Genomic DNA, 13,813 nt, shown 5'->3' with positions numbered 1-13,813 from the left:
CGACAATGACCACGACCACCCGCAAACCCTTCAACCGCCTACTGCTCACCGGCGCCGCCGGCGGGCTCGGGCAAGCGCTTCGCGAAGCACTGCAAGCACACGCCAACATCGTCCGCGTATCAGACATCAGCCCCATGGCCGCGGCTGCGGGCGAGCATGAGCAAGTCATCAACTGCGACCTGGCCGACAAGGCCGGCGTATTGGCCCTGGCCCAGGATGTGGACGCCATCGTGCACCTGGGCGGCATCTCCACCGAGCGCGCCTTCGAAGAGATTCTGCAAGCCAACATCGTCGGCACCTTCCACATTTATGAGGCGGCCCGTAAGCACGGCATCAAGCGCGTGGTGTTCGCCAGCTCGAACCATGTCACCGGCTTTTACCCCCAAGGCGAACAGGTAGATGCGCATTCGCCGCGCCGACCAGACTGCTACTACGGGCTGTCGAAGGCCTACGGCGAAGACCTGGCCACGTTCTACTTCCACCGCTACGGCATCGAAACCGTCAGCCTGCGCATCGGCTCTTCATTCCCCGAACCACGCAATGTGCGCATGCTGTCCACCTGGCTTAGCTACGGCGACCTGGCGCACCTGGTAGAGCGCGCATTGCTTGCCGAAAACGTCGGCCATACCGTGGTGTACGGCGTCTCGGCCAACCGCGACCTCTGGTGGAACAACCGCCATGCCGCACACCTGGACTTCAATCCGAAAGACAGTGCCGAGCGCTTCCGCCCGGCTCTGGAGCAGCAGCCAAAGCCCGCCACAGATGACCCGACGGCTCACCTGCAAGGTGGCGCCTTCACCGCTGCCGGCCCTTTTGGCGACTAAACCCTGATGGAGTGCGCAATTTTTCCATGACAGCCGAACTGATTACCGACGCACGCAATGCCACAGGCGAAAGCCCGGTCTGGCACTCGCAGGAAAATGCCTTGTACTGGGTGGATATACCGGCAGGCCGCCTGCACCGCTGGCAACCAGACGGCCAGACCCATCACTGGGCCGCAGACGAAATGCTCGGCTGCATCGTCCGCAGCCAGCAAGGCCACTGGCTTGGCGCCATGGAGAGCGGGGTCTTCCACCTCACCCCCCAGGCTGACGGTCGCCTGGTTGCCGACAAGCGCGCCAGCGTCGAACACGCGAGGCCCGGCATGCGTTTTAATGACGGGCGTTGCGACCGCCAGGGGCGCTTCTGGGCCGGTACGATGCAAACAAACATGGGCGCCGAGCCGGTGGGTGCGCTTTACCGATATGACGCGACGGCGGACGCAACCGTAAAGCCCTTGCAAGCACGACTGGACAAGCTGATCGTGCCCAACGGCATGGCGTTCAGCCCGGACGGCAAAACACTGTATGTCTCCGACTCACACCCCAGCGTGCAGCTGATCTGGGCCTTCGACTACGACATCGACAGCGGCACACCGCACAACCGCCGACTATTCGTCGACATGAACCAGCACCCCGGCCGACCGGACGGGGCTGCGGTAGATGCCGAAGGTTGCTACTGGATCTGCGCGATCGATGCCGGCCAGGTACTGCGCTTTACCCCCGAAGGGCAACTGGACCGCGCCCTGCCGCTACCGGTAAAGAAACCGACCATGTGCGCATTCGGCGGCCCACAGCTGGAGACGCTGTTCGTGACGTCGATCCGCCCACAAGGCATCGACCTGAGCGACCAGCCACTGGCCGGCGGCGTGTTCGCGCTCAACCCCGGCGTAAAAGGCTTGCCGGAGCCGATTGCCGGGGGCTGAAGCCTGGGCCGGCAGTGGCTGCCACCAGGGGTATGTTCAGTAAGCAGCCTTGCTGGACATCCCCCTGCGCCCTGCCCCAAGGCAAGTGACCGCAAAGGCAATCACCAACGCCCCGGTACCTAACAGGAAAATCAGCTGCTGGTTGGAGCCCTCCACCAGCATGGCAATCAGTGCCGGCGTCACCGCTGCGGCCCCCATCAACGTGATGCTGACCAGCGGCGTGAGCTTGCCAGTCGGGTCGTTGGTGGTAATCAACGCCATGTAGTACGACAGCGACAGCACCCAGCCAAAGTTGATCAGCAGCAACGCGACGAACAACTGCATCGGCGTGCGGGTATGGCCCGTGAGCATGGCGATGGAAATGAACACCGCCACCAGCCCCACGGCGATCATCAATTGGCGATTGACCCGCGCACCCAACAGGCTAGGCAGCCCCGCCCCCGGCAAACCACCCAGGGCCGACAGGCCGAACGCCCAGCCGATATCCACCCCGCTGATGCCCTGGTCTCGCGCCAACTGGTCGATAAAGCCCCACACACAGTAGATGGCGATCTGCATGAACAGCATGCCCACCAACGCAGTGCGCCCGGTGCGCGCCGAACCACCCTGGGCAGGCGAGGCTTCGCCATTGGCCAGCAACGCCGCCGGGCGACGCGGCAGCACCAGGCTGGCGCCGCAGATCAGCAAGTACCACAGGCCGAACGCGCACAAGGCGGTTACCGTGCCACTCTGCGCGGCCAGCAACGGCAACGCTGCGGAAAACAGCGAGTACTCTGGCGTTTGCAGCAACAGCATCAACCCGAACGAACGGTCCTGGTTGGGCAAGCGCCCCAGCGTGGACACCGCGTAGGCATACACCAGCCCCGCACAGGCACCGGCCGCCAGGCGCACGATCAGCAGCATGTTATTGGTGGTGGCAAAGGCGGTCGCGATGCTCAGGGCCACGCACAGCGCGCCCACGAACAGGCACAGGCTGCGCCCGCCATGGCGCTTCATCAGCACCGGGCACAGCAAGGTGCCCAGGGTCATGCCGATCATTTCGACCGACACCACCCAGCCCTGCTGGTCGAGTGACAGGCTCAGTTGCTCTGTGACCAGGCCCATGAAGATGGGTTGCACGCCACAGACGATGAAGGAAGTACAGGCAATGAAAATCAGCGCGGCACGCAGCAGCTTGGAATCTTGCGTCATGGGGACTCCGACACGGCATTTGTTTTTATTGTGTGTGGCAACCTGCCCTGGAAGGCGCCGTAGCTGGCGGCTGGGCGGGTCTCGTGGGCAATCGTGGGCCGAGATCGAAGGCTTTGAAAGTTAATTATCGGAATCGACTTCAGTGGGCTTTTTAATGCACGCCAAACTTCCTTGGCCTGCATCCAGAAATGCACTGCACCCGATCCTGATAATTAATTGGAGACCTGTCGGCATCCCCCCTACCGTGGTACGTCACCCAAGCCTCAGTAAAAAAGGCCCGATCATGAACGACCGTGAGTTCATCAACGCCATCGACGCCGATGGCCTGCCCCTGCACATTGCCGTAACCAACGGGCGCATCACCCACATCGGCCCACAACGCGCCAGCACTGCGGCCCGCGAAACCATCGACCTCGAAGGCCTGCTGGTACTGCCAGGCTTTGTCGACGGCCACATCCACCTGGACAAAAGCTTCGTCGGCGACTGCTGGCGCCCGCACCAACCGGTCGCCAGCCTGCGCGAACGCCTGGCCGTGGAAAAGCGCGAACTCGCCAGCGCCCCGCCCATCGTCGAACGCGCCGATGCGCTGATCCGCCAGGCCGCCTCATTCGGCACCCTGGCCATGCGCTGCCATGTGGACGTGGACGCCACCACCGGCCTGACCAACCTGCACGCCATTCTCGAAGCCCGGGACAAGTGGAAAGACCTGATCGACATCGAGCTGGTGGCCTTCCCCCAAGCCGGCGTGGTGAGCTGCCCCGGTACCGCTGAAGTGATGGAAGCGGCCATCCGCGAAGGCGTGCAGGTAGTCGGCGGCATCGACCCGACCACCCTGGACGGCGACGCCGACGCCCAGCTGGACATCGTGTTCGGCATCGCCGAGCGGCATGGTGTGAAGGTCGACATCCACCTGCACGAACCCGGCGACATCTGCATCGCCCAACTCGACCGCATCGCCGCGCGCACCCAGGCACTGGGCATGCAAGGCTTGGTGGCGGTCAGCCACGCCTATGGCCTGGGCGACGTCTCAGATGACGTAGTCGACCGCACCGCCGAAGTACTGGCGGGCGCCGGCATATCCATCATGACCAACGCCCCCGGCGAACACGCCTTCCCACCCGTGCTGCGCCTGCGTAACGGCGGCGTGCGGGTATTTACCGGCAACGACAACATCCAGGACGCCTGGTGGCCCTACGGCAATGGCGACATGCTGCAGCGGGCCATGCTGGTCAGCTACCGCTCGGGCTTCAACACCGATGAGGAACTGCGGGTAGCGCTGCACATGGCGACCGAAGCCAGTGCCGGGGTGATCGGCAAACAGGATTACGGCTTGAAGGTGGGTAACGAAGCCAGCTTCGTGCTGTTCAAGGCACCGAACGCCGCTGCGGCGGTAGCGGCGGCCATTCATGACCGGGTGATCGTGCGCCACGGCGCGTTCTGGGGCGGGCCTGCGCAGTTGCAGCTGAAGGCCGCGCAGTTTGCTACCGAACTTCGCCGCCACTGACAGGCAAAAAACCCTGGGGCCGCTTTGCGCCCCATCGCCGGCAAGCCAGCTCCCACAGGAACCGCACCATGCTGAAGATCAGCGCAGTATCTGTGGGAGCTGGCTTGCCGGCGATGGGCTGCATGGCTTTCCCCGGGGCCCTGACTGACAGCCACTAGACCAAGACTTACTCTGCCTCAGCCCGCAAAATGCCAATCAAAATCTCAGCCAGTTCCATGACCAACGGATCCGCCGTAGGCCGGTGAAAGATTGCCGCCTCAAACACTTTGATCGGCTTGAACCCTTCCTCTGCCCCCAGCACCCGATGCCCTGCCGTCACCACCCGCGAGGGCAACAGGCTCACCCCCAGGCCATTGGCCACCGCTTCCTGAATCCCTGCCAGGCTAGAACTGGTGAAAGCAATACGCCAACTCCGCCCCATGGCCTCGACTGCGCTGATCATGTCATCCCGGTACAAACCGCGCGGCGGAAAGGTCACCAGCGGAATCGGGTCCTGGGCAAAACACGGGTACTGCGCACTGTCGATCCACTCGATGCGCTCCGGCTGGCAGGCATTCGCCTCGCGGCTGTGGCGCCGCTGCTTGATCAACACCAGGTCCAGTTCGCCACGGTCGTAGGTGCTCATCAAATCGCGGCTCAACCCACCGGTAATCTCCAGCTTCACCGTCGGGTTGCGCCGGTTGAACGCTGCCAACGCCTGCATCGTCTTGCCCGCGACAAAATCGTCCGGCAGGCCAATGCGCACGGTCACCGTCACCCCGCCCGACATGGCCTCGGTCAGCTGATTGCTCACCGCCAGCAAATGCCGTGCGTAACGCAGCAGGGTTTCACCGGCATCCGTCGGGTGCACTTCGCGGTTACTGCGGTCGAGCAGTTGCTGGCCGACCAGTTCCTCCAGCCTGCGCACCTTCTGGCTGACCGTGGACTGGGTGGAATGCAGGCGGGCTGCGGCGGTGGTGAAACTACCGCAGTCGGCCACCATGACCACGGTGCGGAGCATGTCCAGGTCGTAGATGGCTCGATTGGGGTTGGTGGATTCTGACATTTGGCGGGTTCAGCTTTTGGAATGGGGCTTGCTGCATGATGCCTGAAGCAGGCATGCATTACGCATTGCCCTGACGCGGGATGCGCTTTGTACGCGTGCACAAGTGACGTCTATTGACCGCGAACACGGGCTTTTAGGGTACGAGGGCTTTTTCGAAGTAAACGCGCTTGAAACCGTCTTCCGTGCGCTACCCCACCTTCACATAACCGAGCCTGGGGTAAATGGAGAGGTTCTCGGTCATCATCTCGTTGGTGTAGAGATGCACGGCGTTTATCCCACGCTGCCGGGCGGCATCTTCACAGAAGCCGATCAGCGCCTTGCCTACACCACGCCCGGCGGCACTGGGCAGGACTGCCACGTTTTCCAGCAGCATGTGCCCCGGTTCGGCATAGAACACAATGAAGCCCTGGAAGGTCGACTGGTCATCCGTCGCAACGTAGACCACGCCTTGTGCGATCTGCCGGGCAAAGTCTGCGGTCATCGGGGCTGGCTTGCGCCCGATCAGTGGCACATAGCGGGCGTAGGCCTGTTCGGCGCACTGCCTGACCTCTGGCTCATCAGTGGCTATGGCCAGCCGGATCATGGTGGTCTCCTTGCATACTCGGGCGCAGCGCAGTGCTTACGATCAGGCGTTTTTGCGGGAGGGTCGTTGAAAGCGCGTAACCACGATTTGAACAGCACCTGCCACCAGGCACAGCACGCCTATTTTCCAGCCGCCTTCCAGGCCGAAGTGCTCGGATAGTTTCCCAGCGGCAATGACGCTTACGAAGATGGCGACAGGGAGAATCAGTTTATTCATTTCGTCTTCCAGATGAGCTCAGCGGAGGTCGGGCCTTATGGACGCAAACAGGCCCTCAGAACTGCTCGCATATCGCACAACAGTTCGATAATCGCACAAATTCCGCTAAACCCCCTCTACTGTTGCCCTATCTTGCGGCACGCTATAGCGAATGTCAGCAAACAATTTTAAGCGCTGATTGGCCCCATCGCCTCACACGCGCCGGCCAGCCCGACAACCACACTCCAGGAACAACCAGGAGCTCGCCTTGATCAATAAAACGTACGAGTCCATCGCCAGCGCGGTGGAAGGGATCACCGACGGTTCGACCATCATGGTCGGTGGCTTCGGCACTGCCGGCATGCCGTCCGAGCTGATCGATGGCCTGATCGCAACCGGTGCCCGCGACCTGACCATTATCAGCAACAACGCCGGCAACGGCGAAATCGGCCTGGCCGCCCTGCTCATGGCGGGCAGCGTGCGCAAGGTGGTCTGCTCGTTCCCGCGCCAGTCCGACTCCTACGTGTTCGACGAACTGTACCGCGCCGGCAAGATCGAGCTGGAAGTGGTACCGCAAGGCAACCTGGCCGAGCGTATACGCGCCGCGGGTTCGGGCATCGGTGCGTTCTTCTCGCCGACCGGCTACGGCACCCTGCTTGCCGAAGGCAAGGAAACCCGTGAAATCGACGGCCGCATGTACGTGCTGGAAATGCCGCTGCACGCCGACTTCGCACTGATCAAGGCGCACAAGGGTGACCGTTGGGGCAACCTGACCTACCGCAAGGCCGCCCGTAACTTCGGCCCGATCATGGCCATGGCCGCCAAGACCGCCATCGCCCAGGTCGACCAGGTTGTCGAACTCGGTGAACTGGACCCGGAGCACATCATCACCCCGGGTATCTTCGTCCAGCGTGTGGTTGCCGTCACCGGCGCTGCCGCTTCTTCGATCGCCAAAGCTGTCTGAGGCCTGCTATGACCATCACCAAAAAGCTCTCCCGCACCGAGATGGCCCAACGCGTGGCCGCAGACATCCAGGAAGGCGCCTACGTAAACCTGGGCATTGGCGCACCCACCTTGGTGGCCAACTACCTGGGCGACAAGGAAGTGTTCCTGCACAGCGAAAACGGCCTGCTGGGCATGGGCCCAAGCCCTGCGCCGGGCGAGGAAGACGATGACCTGATCAACGCCGGCAAGCAGCACGTCACCCTGCTGACCGGTGGTGCCTTCTTCCACCACGCCGACTCGTTCTCGATGATGCGTGGCGGCCACCTGGACATCGCCGTACTGGGCGCCTTCCAGGTGTCGGTCAAGGGCGACCTGGCCAACTGGCACACCGGCGCCGAAGGCTCGATCCCGGCCGTAGGCGGCGCGATGGACCTGGCCACCGGCGCCCGCCAGGTGTTCGTGATGATGGACCACCTGACCAAGACCGGCGAAAGCAAGCTGGTGCCCGAGTGCACCTACCCGCTGACCGGCATTGCTTGCGTCAGCCGCATCTACACCGACCTGGCCGTGCTGGAAGTGACGCCTGAAGGGCTGAAAGTGGTCGAGATCTGCGCGGACATCGATTTTGATGAGTTGCAGAAGCTGAGCGGTGTGCCGCTGATCAAGTGATCCTTTGGCTTACACGGTATCTGCTGGCTTACGCGTACCTTTGTAGGAGCGGCCTTGTGTCGCGAAAGGGCTGCAAAGCAGCCCCAGCAATAGGTGATGTAACGCTAAAATCCGGGGGCCGCTTTGCGGCCCTTTCGCGACACAAGGCCGCTCCTACAGGTTGATGCGCCAGCCTCGAAAGCTATGCAATACCTGTAGGAGCTGGCTTGCCTGCGATGGGCTGCACAGCAGCCCCCATGGCCTTGAGCAAAAGCCACACCCCCAAGCCTCACCCCATTTCAGCCCGCGACCACAGCAGGCTACCCCATCAAAAAATGTTGACTTACACGCTATCGCGGACCTTTGTAGGAGCGGCCTTGTGTCGCGAAAGGGCTGCAAAGCAGCCCCAGCAATAGTTGATGTAACGCTAAAATCCGGGGGCCGCTTTGCGGCTCTTTCGCGACACAAGGCCGCTCCTACAGGTTGATGCGCCAGCATCGAAAGCAGTGCAATACCTGGAGGCGCCCGCCAAGTGTTCGTGATGATAGACCACCTGACCAAGACCTACGAAATGGCGCAAGCGTAAAGCTTCAAAAGGCCTACTTGGCAGAGTACATCTTGCAAGTGCCCTGCTCCACCACCATTGCCGACAACGGCGAACCCGACAGCCTGTTAGCCATATCATCGATTTCATTCTTGCCGCCCGGTGCCGAGCGCACCGCCATGATCTCGGCCTTCAAAGCATCGTCCATCGGTTCGTTGGCCAAAGCGTTATCAACACTACCGTTCAACGCGGGGATGGCCTTGTTGCATACCTGCTCCATGGCGAGGATCGTCACGGCAGTTTTGTGATTTTCGGCCTTCGAATCGGCGAGGGCCGCACTGGCCATGCCCAAGGTAGCCAGGCAAAGCGAAACGGCGGTAATCCGTGCTGAGAACATTCGAAGCTCCTTTTCATCAATAGTGGACGCTACCTGAGGCAGTTCCCCAGGTTCGGCATCGGAAAGATCGGACATCGAAAACAACCGAAAGTTACAGCCGGCAGGTGGTGTAGGAGACCCCTGCTCTACAGTGCTCACTCAGGCGATATCTGAATCCCCAGCACTAGAAATCCACCTTGCCCCGACCCGCCTTCACAGTGCCCCGCCTGGCTTTTCCGTCGAGGCGCCGGGTCTTCGAGCCAAGGGTCGGCTTGGTGGGGCGGCGTTTCTTCTCGGTCTTGCCGGCAGCGATGATCAACTCGGCGAGACGCGCCAGTGCGTCAGCACGGTTCTGCTCCTGGGTGCGGTACTGCTGGGCCTTGAGGATCAACACACCGTCGCCGGTGATGCGACTGTCACGCAGCGCCAGCAACCGTTCCTTGTAGAACTCGGGCAACGACGAGGCCGGGATGTCGAAACGCAGGTGCACGGCGCTGGACACCTTGTTGACATTCTGCCCACCCGCGCCTTGCGCGCGGATGTATGTGAGCTCGATTTCGGCATCCGGCAGATGCACGTTATTGGAGATGATCAGCATGGTATGGCCCTTGTCATTGCCCCCATTATCACCGGATGCGCCGCTCACCCATAGGCCAACACACAATTTCCTGAATCAGCGCGCAAGTCGCGCGTTGCTGACCTGTGCACGCAGCAACGTAACTGTCGGGGCTGGATTTCTTCAAATCTCTAATGTTATGTTATTACATCTACTTTGGAGGCTCTACCTTGAAACATCGTGCACCGCTGCTGGCAGGCTTCACCCTGGGACTTATCGGGCAACCGGTCTCGGCGGCGCAACCCCTGACACTGGACGAACTTTCGATCACCGATTCCTACCTCGAGGAGCGCGCCGATGGCCCGGTACAGGGCTACCGCGCGACACGCTCGGCCACTGCAACGCGGACCGACACCGACATCCGCGACACCCCGCAGAGCATCGACGTGGTGCCCGCCCAGGTGCTCAAGGACCTCAACACCACGCGCATCGACCGCGCGCTGGATTTCGCCGGCGGCGTTTCGCGGCAGAACAATTTCGGTGGCCTGACGTTTCTCAACTACAGCGTGCGCGGCTTCACCACCGGCGAGTTGTACAAAAACGGCTTCGCCATCAACCGTGGCAGCTACAGCGCGCCCGACGCTGCAAGCATCGAACGCATCGAGGTGCTCAAGGGCCCTGCGGCCAGCCTGTACGGGCGCGGCGACCCGGGCGGCCTGGTCAACATCGTGAGCAAGCGCCCCGAGGCCGAGGCGTTCAGCAACCTGAGCGTCAGCGCCGGCACCTGGGACCGCTACCGCAGCAGCCTCGACGTCAACTCGCCGCTCGACAGCCAAGGCAACCTGCTGGGGCGGGTGAACATGGCCGTCGAGGACAACGGCAGTTTTCGCGACCATGTCGACAGCCAGCGGCGCATCATCAGCCCGTCGTTGAGCTGGCAGCTCTCGCCCGATACCCGACTGTTGCTGGACACCGAATTTTCCCGCACCGAAACGGTGTTCGACCGCGGCATCCCGGCAGTCAATGGCGAGTTGGGCTCGGTCAAGCGCTCGACGTTCATGGGCGAGCCGAACGACGGGCAGATCCGCAACGATAACCAGACCATCGACCTGGCACTCGAGCACTACCTGAACGACGCCTTGAAACTGCGCCTGGCCAACCACTACACCCAAGGCACGCTGAAGGGCGCAAGCTCCGAGCCCCAGGCCCTGATCGGCACCACCATTACCCGCTTCTACCGCGAGCGCGATTTCGAATGGAACGACAGCATTACCCAGGCCGAACTGCACGGCAGCTTCGACTGGGCCGGCTGGCAACATCAGACGCTCGCGGGCCTGGAATACGAGAACTACCGCAACAGCCAGAAGTACCCGCAAAGCGCGACGCTGCGGGAGTATGGGCTGGATATCTACAACCCTGTGTACGGCCAGCCCAAGCCGACGCTGACCCGGGCCAACGACTTCCACGAACATACCGAAAGCTATGCCCTCAACCTGCAGGACCAGATCGCCTTCACAGAACGCCTGCGCGGCCTGCTCGGCGTGCGCCTTGAACGGTTCGAGCAGACCGCGCTGAACCGCGCTACGGGTGTCAGCAACAGCCAGCAAAAGGATGTCGCCACTGCGCGCACTGGCGTGCTCTACCAGCTGACCCCGCAGGTGGGCGTGTTTGCCAACGCCTCGACCTCGTTCAAGCCCAACACCATCGGCACGCAGGGCCAGGTGTACAAGCCGGAGAAAGGCCTGGGCTATGAAACCGGCCTGAAGCTCGACCTGTTCGACAGCCGTATCGGCGCCACCGTCGCCCTGTTCCACATCGACAAGGAAAACGTCGTCACCACCGACGCGCTGGGTGACAGCGTGGCCGCCGGCAAGGCACGAAGCCAGGGCCTGGACCTGCAGTTCAGCGGCCAGGCCAGCGATGCCCTGCGCATCATCGGCGCGTATGCCTACATCGATGCTGAAGTGACCAAGGGTGATGCCGCCGTACCCGCAGGCAGCGACCTGCTCGGTATCGCGCGCCACAGCGGCAGCCTGTTGGGCGTGTACGAGTTCCAGAAAGGCGCACTGCGCGGGTCAGATGTGGGGGCCGCGTTCAACTATGTGGGTGAACGCTCCGGGCAGTCTGGCAGCCGCTTCACCCTGCCCGCCTACAGCACCGTCGACCTGCTTGCCCATTACAAAGCCAGCGAACAGTTAACCCTCGGGCTGAACCTGAACAACCTGTTCGACCGCAAATACTACGAGCGCGCCTACAACAGCGCCTGGGTGATGCCCGGTGAGCCGCGCAACCTCAGTGTCAGCCTTACCCTGAACCTCTGAAAAAGGGCCACGCATGCGCCTGTCACTGAAGCACTGCGCAGCCCCGGTGCTGCATGCTGAAACTTTATTTGTGGTGCTTACCCGCCGCCAAACAGGCCGATACCGGTGAAGGCATGATCTGGACGTGACCGTGCTCTACGCCACGCTCGACCATCAACTGACGGGCCAGCTCGCCAACAGGGCCGCTTTCCCCCTGCAACACCGACACTTCCAGGCAATGGCCCGCGTCCAGATGCACATGCAGCGTGGAGCGGGTCAGGTCATGGTGAGCGTGCAGGGTCTGGTTCAGCCGTTTGGGCAACTCACGGGTGGCGTGGTCGTACAAGTAACTGACCACTGCTACACAAGGCGTATCGTTCGGCTGGGTCTCGGCTTCACGCAGGCCATTGCGCAGCAGATCACGAATCGCCTCCGAGCGCCCCTGATAGCCTTGAGTCTCCACCCGCCGGTCGATGAGATCGAGCAGCTCTTCGTCAAGCGTGATGGTGATCCGTTGCATTTTGTAACTTCCAGTAAGATGATTTTGCATAGACATCATACCCACCGCTCTTTAGCCTACGGCCTCCGTTGAAGTGGGGGACGCAGTGTGAAGCAGCAGCCTGGTAAAAAAAAGCCCGCCCTATGGGGCATCCTTTTCCTCGCAGTGAGCGCTTTCGCTCACGCCGCTGACACCACGCCGCCAGGCCGGACACTGGTGTACTCCTGGCCCGTCAACGCCGGCCCCCTTGACCCGCGCGGTTACTCGCCCAATCAGATGTACGCCCAGGCCATGGTTTACGAGCCCCTGGTGCGCTACACCCACGCAGGCACTGTTGAGCCGTGGCTGGCTACCCGGTGGTACGTCTCCGAAGATGGCAAGACCTACACCTTCACCCTGCGCGACGGGGTGCGCTTCAGCGATGGCACGCCGTTCGACTCCACAGCTGCCAAGGCCAACCTGGACGCGGTCCTGGCCAATAGGCAACGCCATCGCTGGATGGAGCTGGTCAGCACCCTCGAGCATGTCGAGGCCCCCGATCGCCTGACCTTGCGCCTGGTGCTCAAGCACCCTTACTACCCGACCCTGATGGAGCTGGCACAAGTTCGCCCGCTGCGCTTCGGCGCCGTTGATACCAAGCCTGGCCAGCCAGTCGGTACCGGGCCCTGGATGCGCGCTGAATCACGCCTGGGCGAATTCGACCGCTTCGTGCGCAACCCCCTGTACTGGGGGCCGAAACCGGCCTTCGACGAAGTCATGGTGAAGGTCATTCCCGACCCAAACAGCCGTGCCCTGGCCCTGCAGGCCGGTGAAGTCGAGCTGATCCAGGGTGCCGCTGGCGAGATCACCGCCGGCACCTTCGTCCGCCTGCGCGACCAGGGCTACGCCACTGCCCTTTCCGCACCGCTGGCCACCCGTACACTGGCCATGAATACCGGCCGTGGCGCCACCCGCGACCTGGCAGTGCGCCAGGCGATCAATGAGGCCGTGAACAAGCAGGCCATCATCGACAAGATCCTCTACGGCCTGGAGCCACGGGCTGACACGCTGTTCGCCCGCAACATGCCCTATGCAGACATCGGCCTGAAACCTTATCCGTACGACCCCGCTCAGGCGAAGCAAGCACTGGAGTCTGCCGGCTGGGCACTCGCGCCCGGCGCCCCTGTGCGCAGCAAGGGCGGGGAGCCGCTTTCGATCGAACTGGTGTTCCTCGGCACCAGTGCCTTGCAAAAAAGCCTCGCAGAAGTGCTGCAAGGCGAACTGGCCAAGGTCGGCATCCACATCGAGCTGCGCGCCGTTGAGGAAGGTGCCTTGGTACGCAGGCAGCGCGACGGCGATTTCGGCATGATCTTCGCCGACACTTGGGGCGCGCCCTACGATCCGCACTCGTTCGTCAGCTCCATGCGCTATGCCGGCCACGCCGACTACATGGCCCAGCGCGGCCTGGCGATCAAGAACGAGCTGGATCAACGCATCGGCAAAGTGCTGGCAAGCACCGACGAGAAACAGCGCGCCGAGCAGTACCGCTTCATCCTCACCACCCTGCATGAACAAGCGGTGTACCTGCCCATCTCACACCTCACCGCCATCAGCGTGCGCCGTAGTTCGGTTGAACACGTCGAGTTCGGCAGCACATTGTTCGATGTGCCGTTCGAGGCCATGACGCCGAAGCAGGAACACTGA

14 protein-coding genes are annotated in these 13,813 nt (G+C 62.3%); 7 read left to right on the top strand and 7 right to left on the bottom strand.

Going from position 1 to position 13,813, the window contains the following annotated elements; genetic code table 11:
* Positions 1-5: 5 nt before the first annotated feature.
* Together AK81_RS12800 and AK81_RS12795 are read left to right on the top strand one after the other, a co-directional pair.
* A complete protein-coding gene (locus tag AK81_RS12800; RefSeq protein ID WP_043199516.1) occupies positions 6-824 on the top strand; it encodes an NAD-dependent epimerase/dehydratase family protein in 819 nt (272 codons plus the stop codon).
* A 26-nt stretch (positions 825-850) separates the two neighbouring features.
* Positions 851-1,744 carry an SMP-30/gluconolactonase/LRE family protein gene (locus tag AK81_RS12795; RefSeq protein WP_043199515.1) on the top strand — a complete coding sequence of 298 codons (894 nt, stop codon included), beginning with the start codon at positions 851-853 and terminating at the stop codon, positions 1,742-1,744.
* A 36-nt stretch (positions 1,745-1,780) separates the two neighbouring features.
* Here the strand turns inward: AK81_RS12795 and AK81_RS12790 are convergent, their stop codons facing one another.
* Positions 1,781-2,935, bottom strand: coding sequence for an MFS transporter (locus tag AK81_RS12790; protein ID WP_043199514.1), 1,155 nt, complete (start codon positions 2,933-2,935; stop codon positions 1,781-1,783).
* Positions 2,936-3,218: 283 nt separating this feature from the next.
* Between AK81_RS12790 and AK81_RS12785 the strand changes: the two genes are divergently transcribed.
* Positions 3,219-4,439 (top strand): amidohydrolase family protein, encoded by a 1,221-nt coding sequence (locus AK81_RS12785; RefSeq protein ID WP_043199513.1) that lies wholly within the window; start codon positions 3,219-3,221, stop codon positions 4,437-4,439.
* A gap of 166 nt (positions 4,440-4,605) precedes the next feature.
* Here the strand turns inward: AK81_RS12785 and AK81_RS12780 are convergent, their stop codons facing one another.
* The 3 genes from AK81_RS12780 to AK81_RS30245 form a co-directional block, all read right to left on the bottom strand.
* Positions 4,606-5,484, bottom strand: coding sequence for a LysR substrate-binding domain-containing protein (locus AK81_RS12780; RefSeq protein WP_043199512.1), 879 nt, complete (start codon positions 5,482-5,484; stop codon positions 4,606-4,608).
* A gap of 187 nt (positions 5,485-5,671) precedes the next feature.
* Complete coding sequence (locus AK81_RS12775; RefSeq protein ID WP_050491871.1) at positions 5,672-6,067, bottom strand: GNAT family N-acetyltransferase; 396 nt, start codon at positions 6,065-6,067, stop codon at positions 5,672-5,674.
* 42 nt (positions 6,068-6,109) lie between these two features.
* On the bottom strand, positions 6,110-6,283 hold the full coding sequence (locus AK81_RS30245; RefSeq protein WP_193393759.1) for a hypothetical protein: 174 nt from the start codon (positions 6,281-6,283) through the stop codon (positions 6,110-6,112).
* A gap of 247 nt (positions 6,284-6,530) precedes the next feature.
* On the opposite strand from AK81_RS30245, the gene AK81_RS12770 reads away from it, so the two are divergent.
* Together AK81_RS12770 and AK81_RS12765 are read left to right on the top strand one after the other, a co-directional pair.
* Positions 6,531-7,226 carry a 3-oxoacid CoA-transferase subunit A gene (locus AK81_RS12770; protein WP_010954768.1) on the top strand — a complete coding sequence of 232 codons (696 nt, stop codon included), beginning with the start codon at positions 6,531-6,533 and terminating at the stop codon, positions 7,224-7,226.
* A gap of 8 nt (positions 7,227-7,234) precedes the next feature.
* Positions 7,235-7,876, top strand: coding sequence for a 3-oxoacid CoA-transferase subunit B (locus tag AK81_RS12765; protein ID WP_003251131.1), 642 nt, complete (start codon positions 7,235-7,237; stop codon positions 7,874-7,876).
* 578 nt (positions 7,877-8,454) lie between these two features.
* Here the strand turns inward: AK81_RS12765 and AK81_RS12760 are convergent.
* On the bottom strand, positions 8,455-8,871 hold the full coding sequence (locus AK81_RS12760) for a hypothetical protein (protein ID WP_154100775.1): 417 nt from the start codon (positions 8,869-8,871) through the stop codon (positions 8,455-8,457).
* 88 nt (positions 8,872-8,959) lie between these two features.
* On the bottom strand, positions 8,960-9,373 hold the full coding sequence (gene arfB, locus AK81_RS12755) for an alternative ribosome rescue aminoacyl-tRNA hydrolase ArfB (protein WP_043199629.1): 414 nt from the start codon (positions 9,371-9,373) through the stop codon (positions 8,960-8,962).
* Between the two features lie 188 nt (positions 9,374-9,561).
* Here arfB and AK81_RS12750 point away from each other — a divergent pair, with 188 nt between their 5' ends.
* On the top strand, positions 9,562-11,652 hold the full coding sequence (locus AK81_RS12750; protein ID WP_043199510.1) for a TonB-dependent siderophore receptor: 2,091 nt from the start codon (positions 9,562-9,564) through the stop codon (positions 11,650-11,652).
* Between the two features lie 64 nt (positions 11,653-11,716).
* On the opposite strand, the gene nikR is transcribed toward AK81_RS12750, so the two are convergent.
* Positions 11,717-12,151, bottom strand: coding sequence for a nickel-responsive transcriptional regulator NikR (gene nikR, locus AK81_RS12745; protein WP_043199508.1), 435 nt, complete (start codon positions 12,149-12,151; stop codon positions 11,717-11,719).
* A gap of 195 nt (positions 12,152-12,346) precedes the next feature.
* Between nikR and nikA the strand changes: the two genes are divergently transcribed.
* A complete protein-coding gene (gene nikA / locus AK81_RS12740; protein WP_430298142.1) occupies positions 12,347-13,813 on the top strand; it encodes a nickel ABC transporter substrate-binding protein in 1,467 nt (488 codons plus the stop codon).

Source organism: Pseudomonas putida W15Oct28 (genome assembly GCF_000708715.2).
Taxonomy (GTDB): domain Bacteria; phylum Pseudomonadota; class Gammaproteobacteria; order Pseudomonadales; family Pseudomonadaceae; genus Aquipseudomonas; species Aquipseudomonas putida_R.
Note: the sequence above shows the minus strand (reverse complement) of the source record. Positions and strands in the feature narration are given on the sequence as shown.

Bases quoted from the DNA above. Each gene is read 5' to 3' on its own strand.
- AK81_RS12765 (WP_003251131.1), top strand. From the start codon at position 7,235: ATGACCATCACCAAAAAGCTCTCCCGCACCGAGATGGCCCAACGCGTG.
- AK81_RS12760 (WP_154100775.1), bottom strand. From the start codon at position 8,871: ATGTCCGATCTTTCCGATGCCGAACCTGGGGAACTGCCTCAGGTAGCG.
- AK81_RS12775 (WP_050491871.1), bottom strand. From the start codon at position 6,067: ATGATCCGGCTGGCCATAGCCACTGATGAGCCAGAGGTCAGGCAGTGC.
- arfB (WP_043199629.1), bottom strand. From the start codon at position 9,373: ATGCTGATCATCTCCAATAACGTGCATCTGCCGGATGCCGAAATCGAG.
- AK81_RS30245 (WP_193393759.1), bottom strand. From the start codon at position 6,283: ATGAATAAACTGATTCTCCCTGTCGCCATCTTCGTAAGCGTCATTGCC.
- AK81_RS12800 (WP_043199516.1), top strand. From the start codon at position 6: ATGACCACGACCACCCGCAAACCCTTCAACCGCCTACTGCTCACCGGC.
- AK81_RS12785 (WP_043199513.1), top strand. From the start codon at position 3,219: ATGAACGACCGTGAGTTCATCAACGCCATCGACGCCGATGGCCTGCCC.
- AK81_RS12790 (WP_043199514.1), bottom strand. From the start codon at position 2,935: ATGACGCAAGATTCCAAGCTGCTGCGTGCCGCGCTGATTTTCATTGCC.
- nikR (WP_043199508.1), bottom strand. From the start codon at position 12,151: ATGCAACGGATCACCATCACGCTTGACGAAGAGCTGCTCGATCTCATC.
- AK81_RS12780 (WP_043199512.1), bottom strand. From the start codon at position 5,484: ATGTCAGAATCCACCAACCCCAATCGAGCCATCTACGACCTGGACATG.
- AK81_RS12795 (WP_043199515.1), top strand. From the start codon at position 851: ATGACAGCCGAACTGATTACCGACGCACGCAATGCCACAGGCGAAAGC.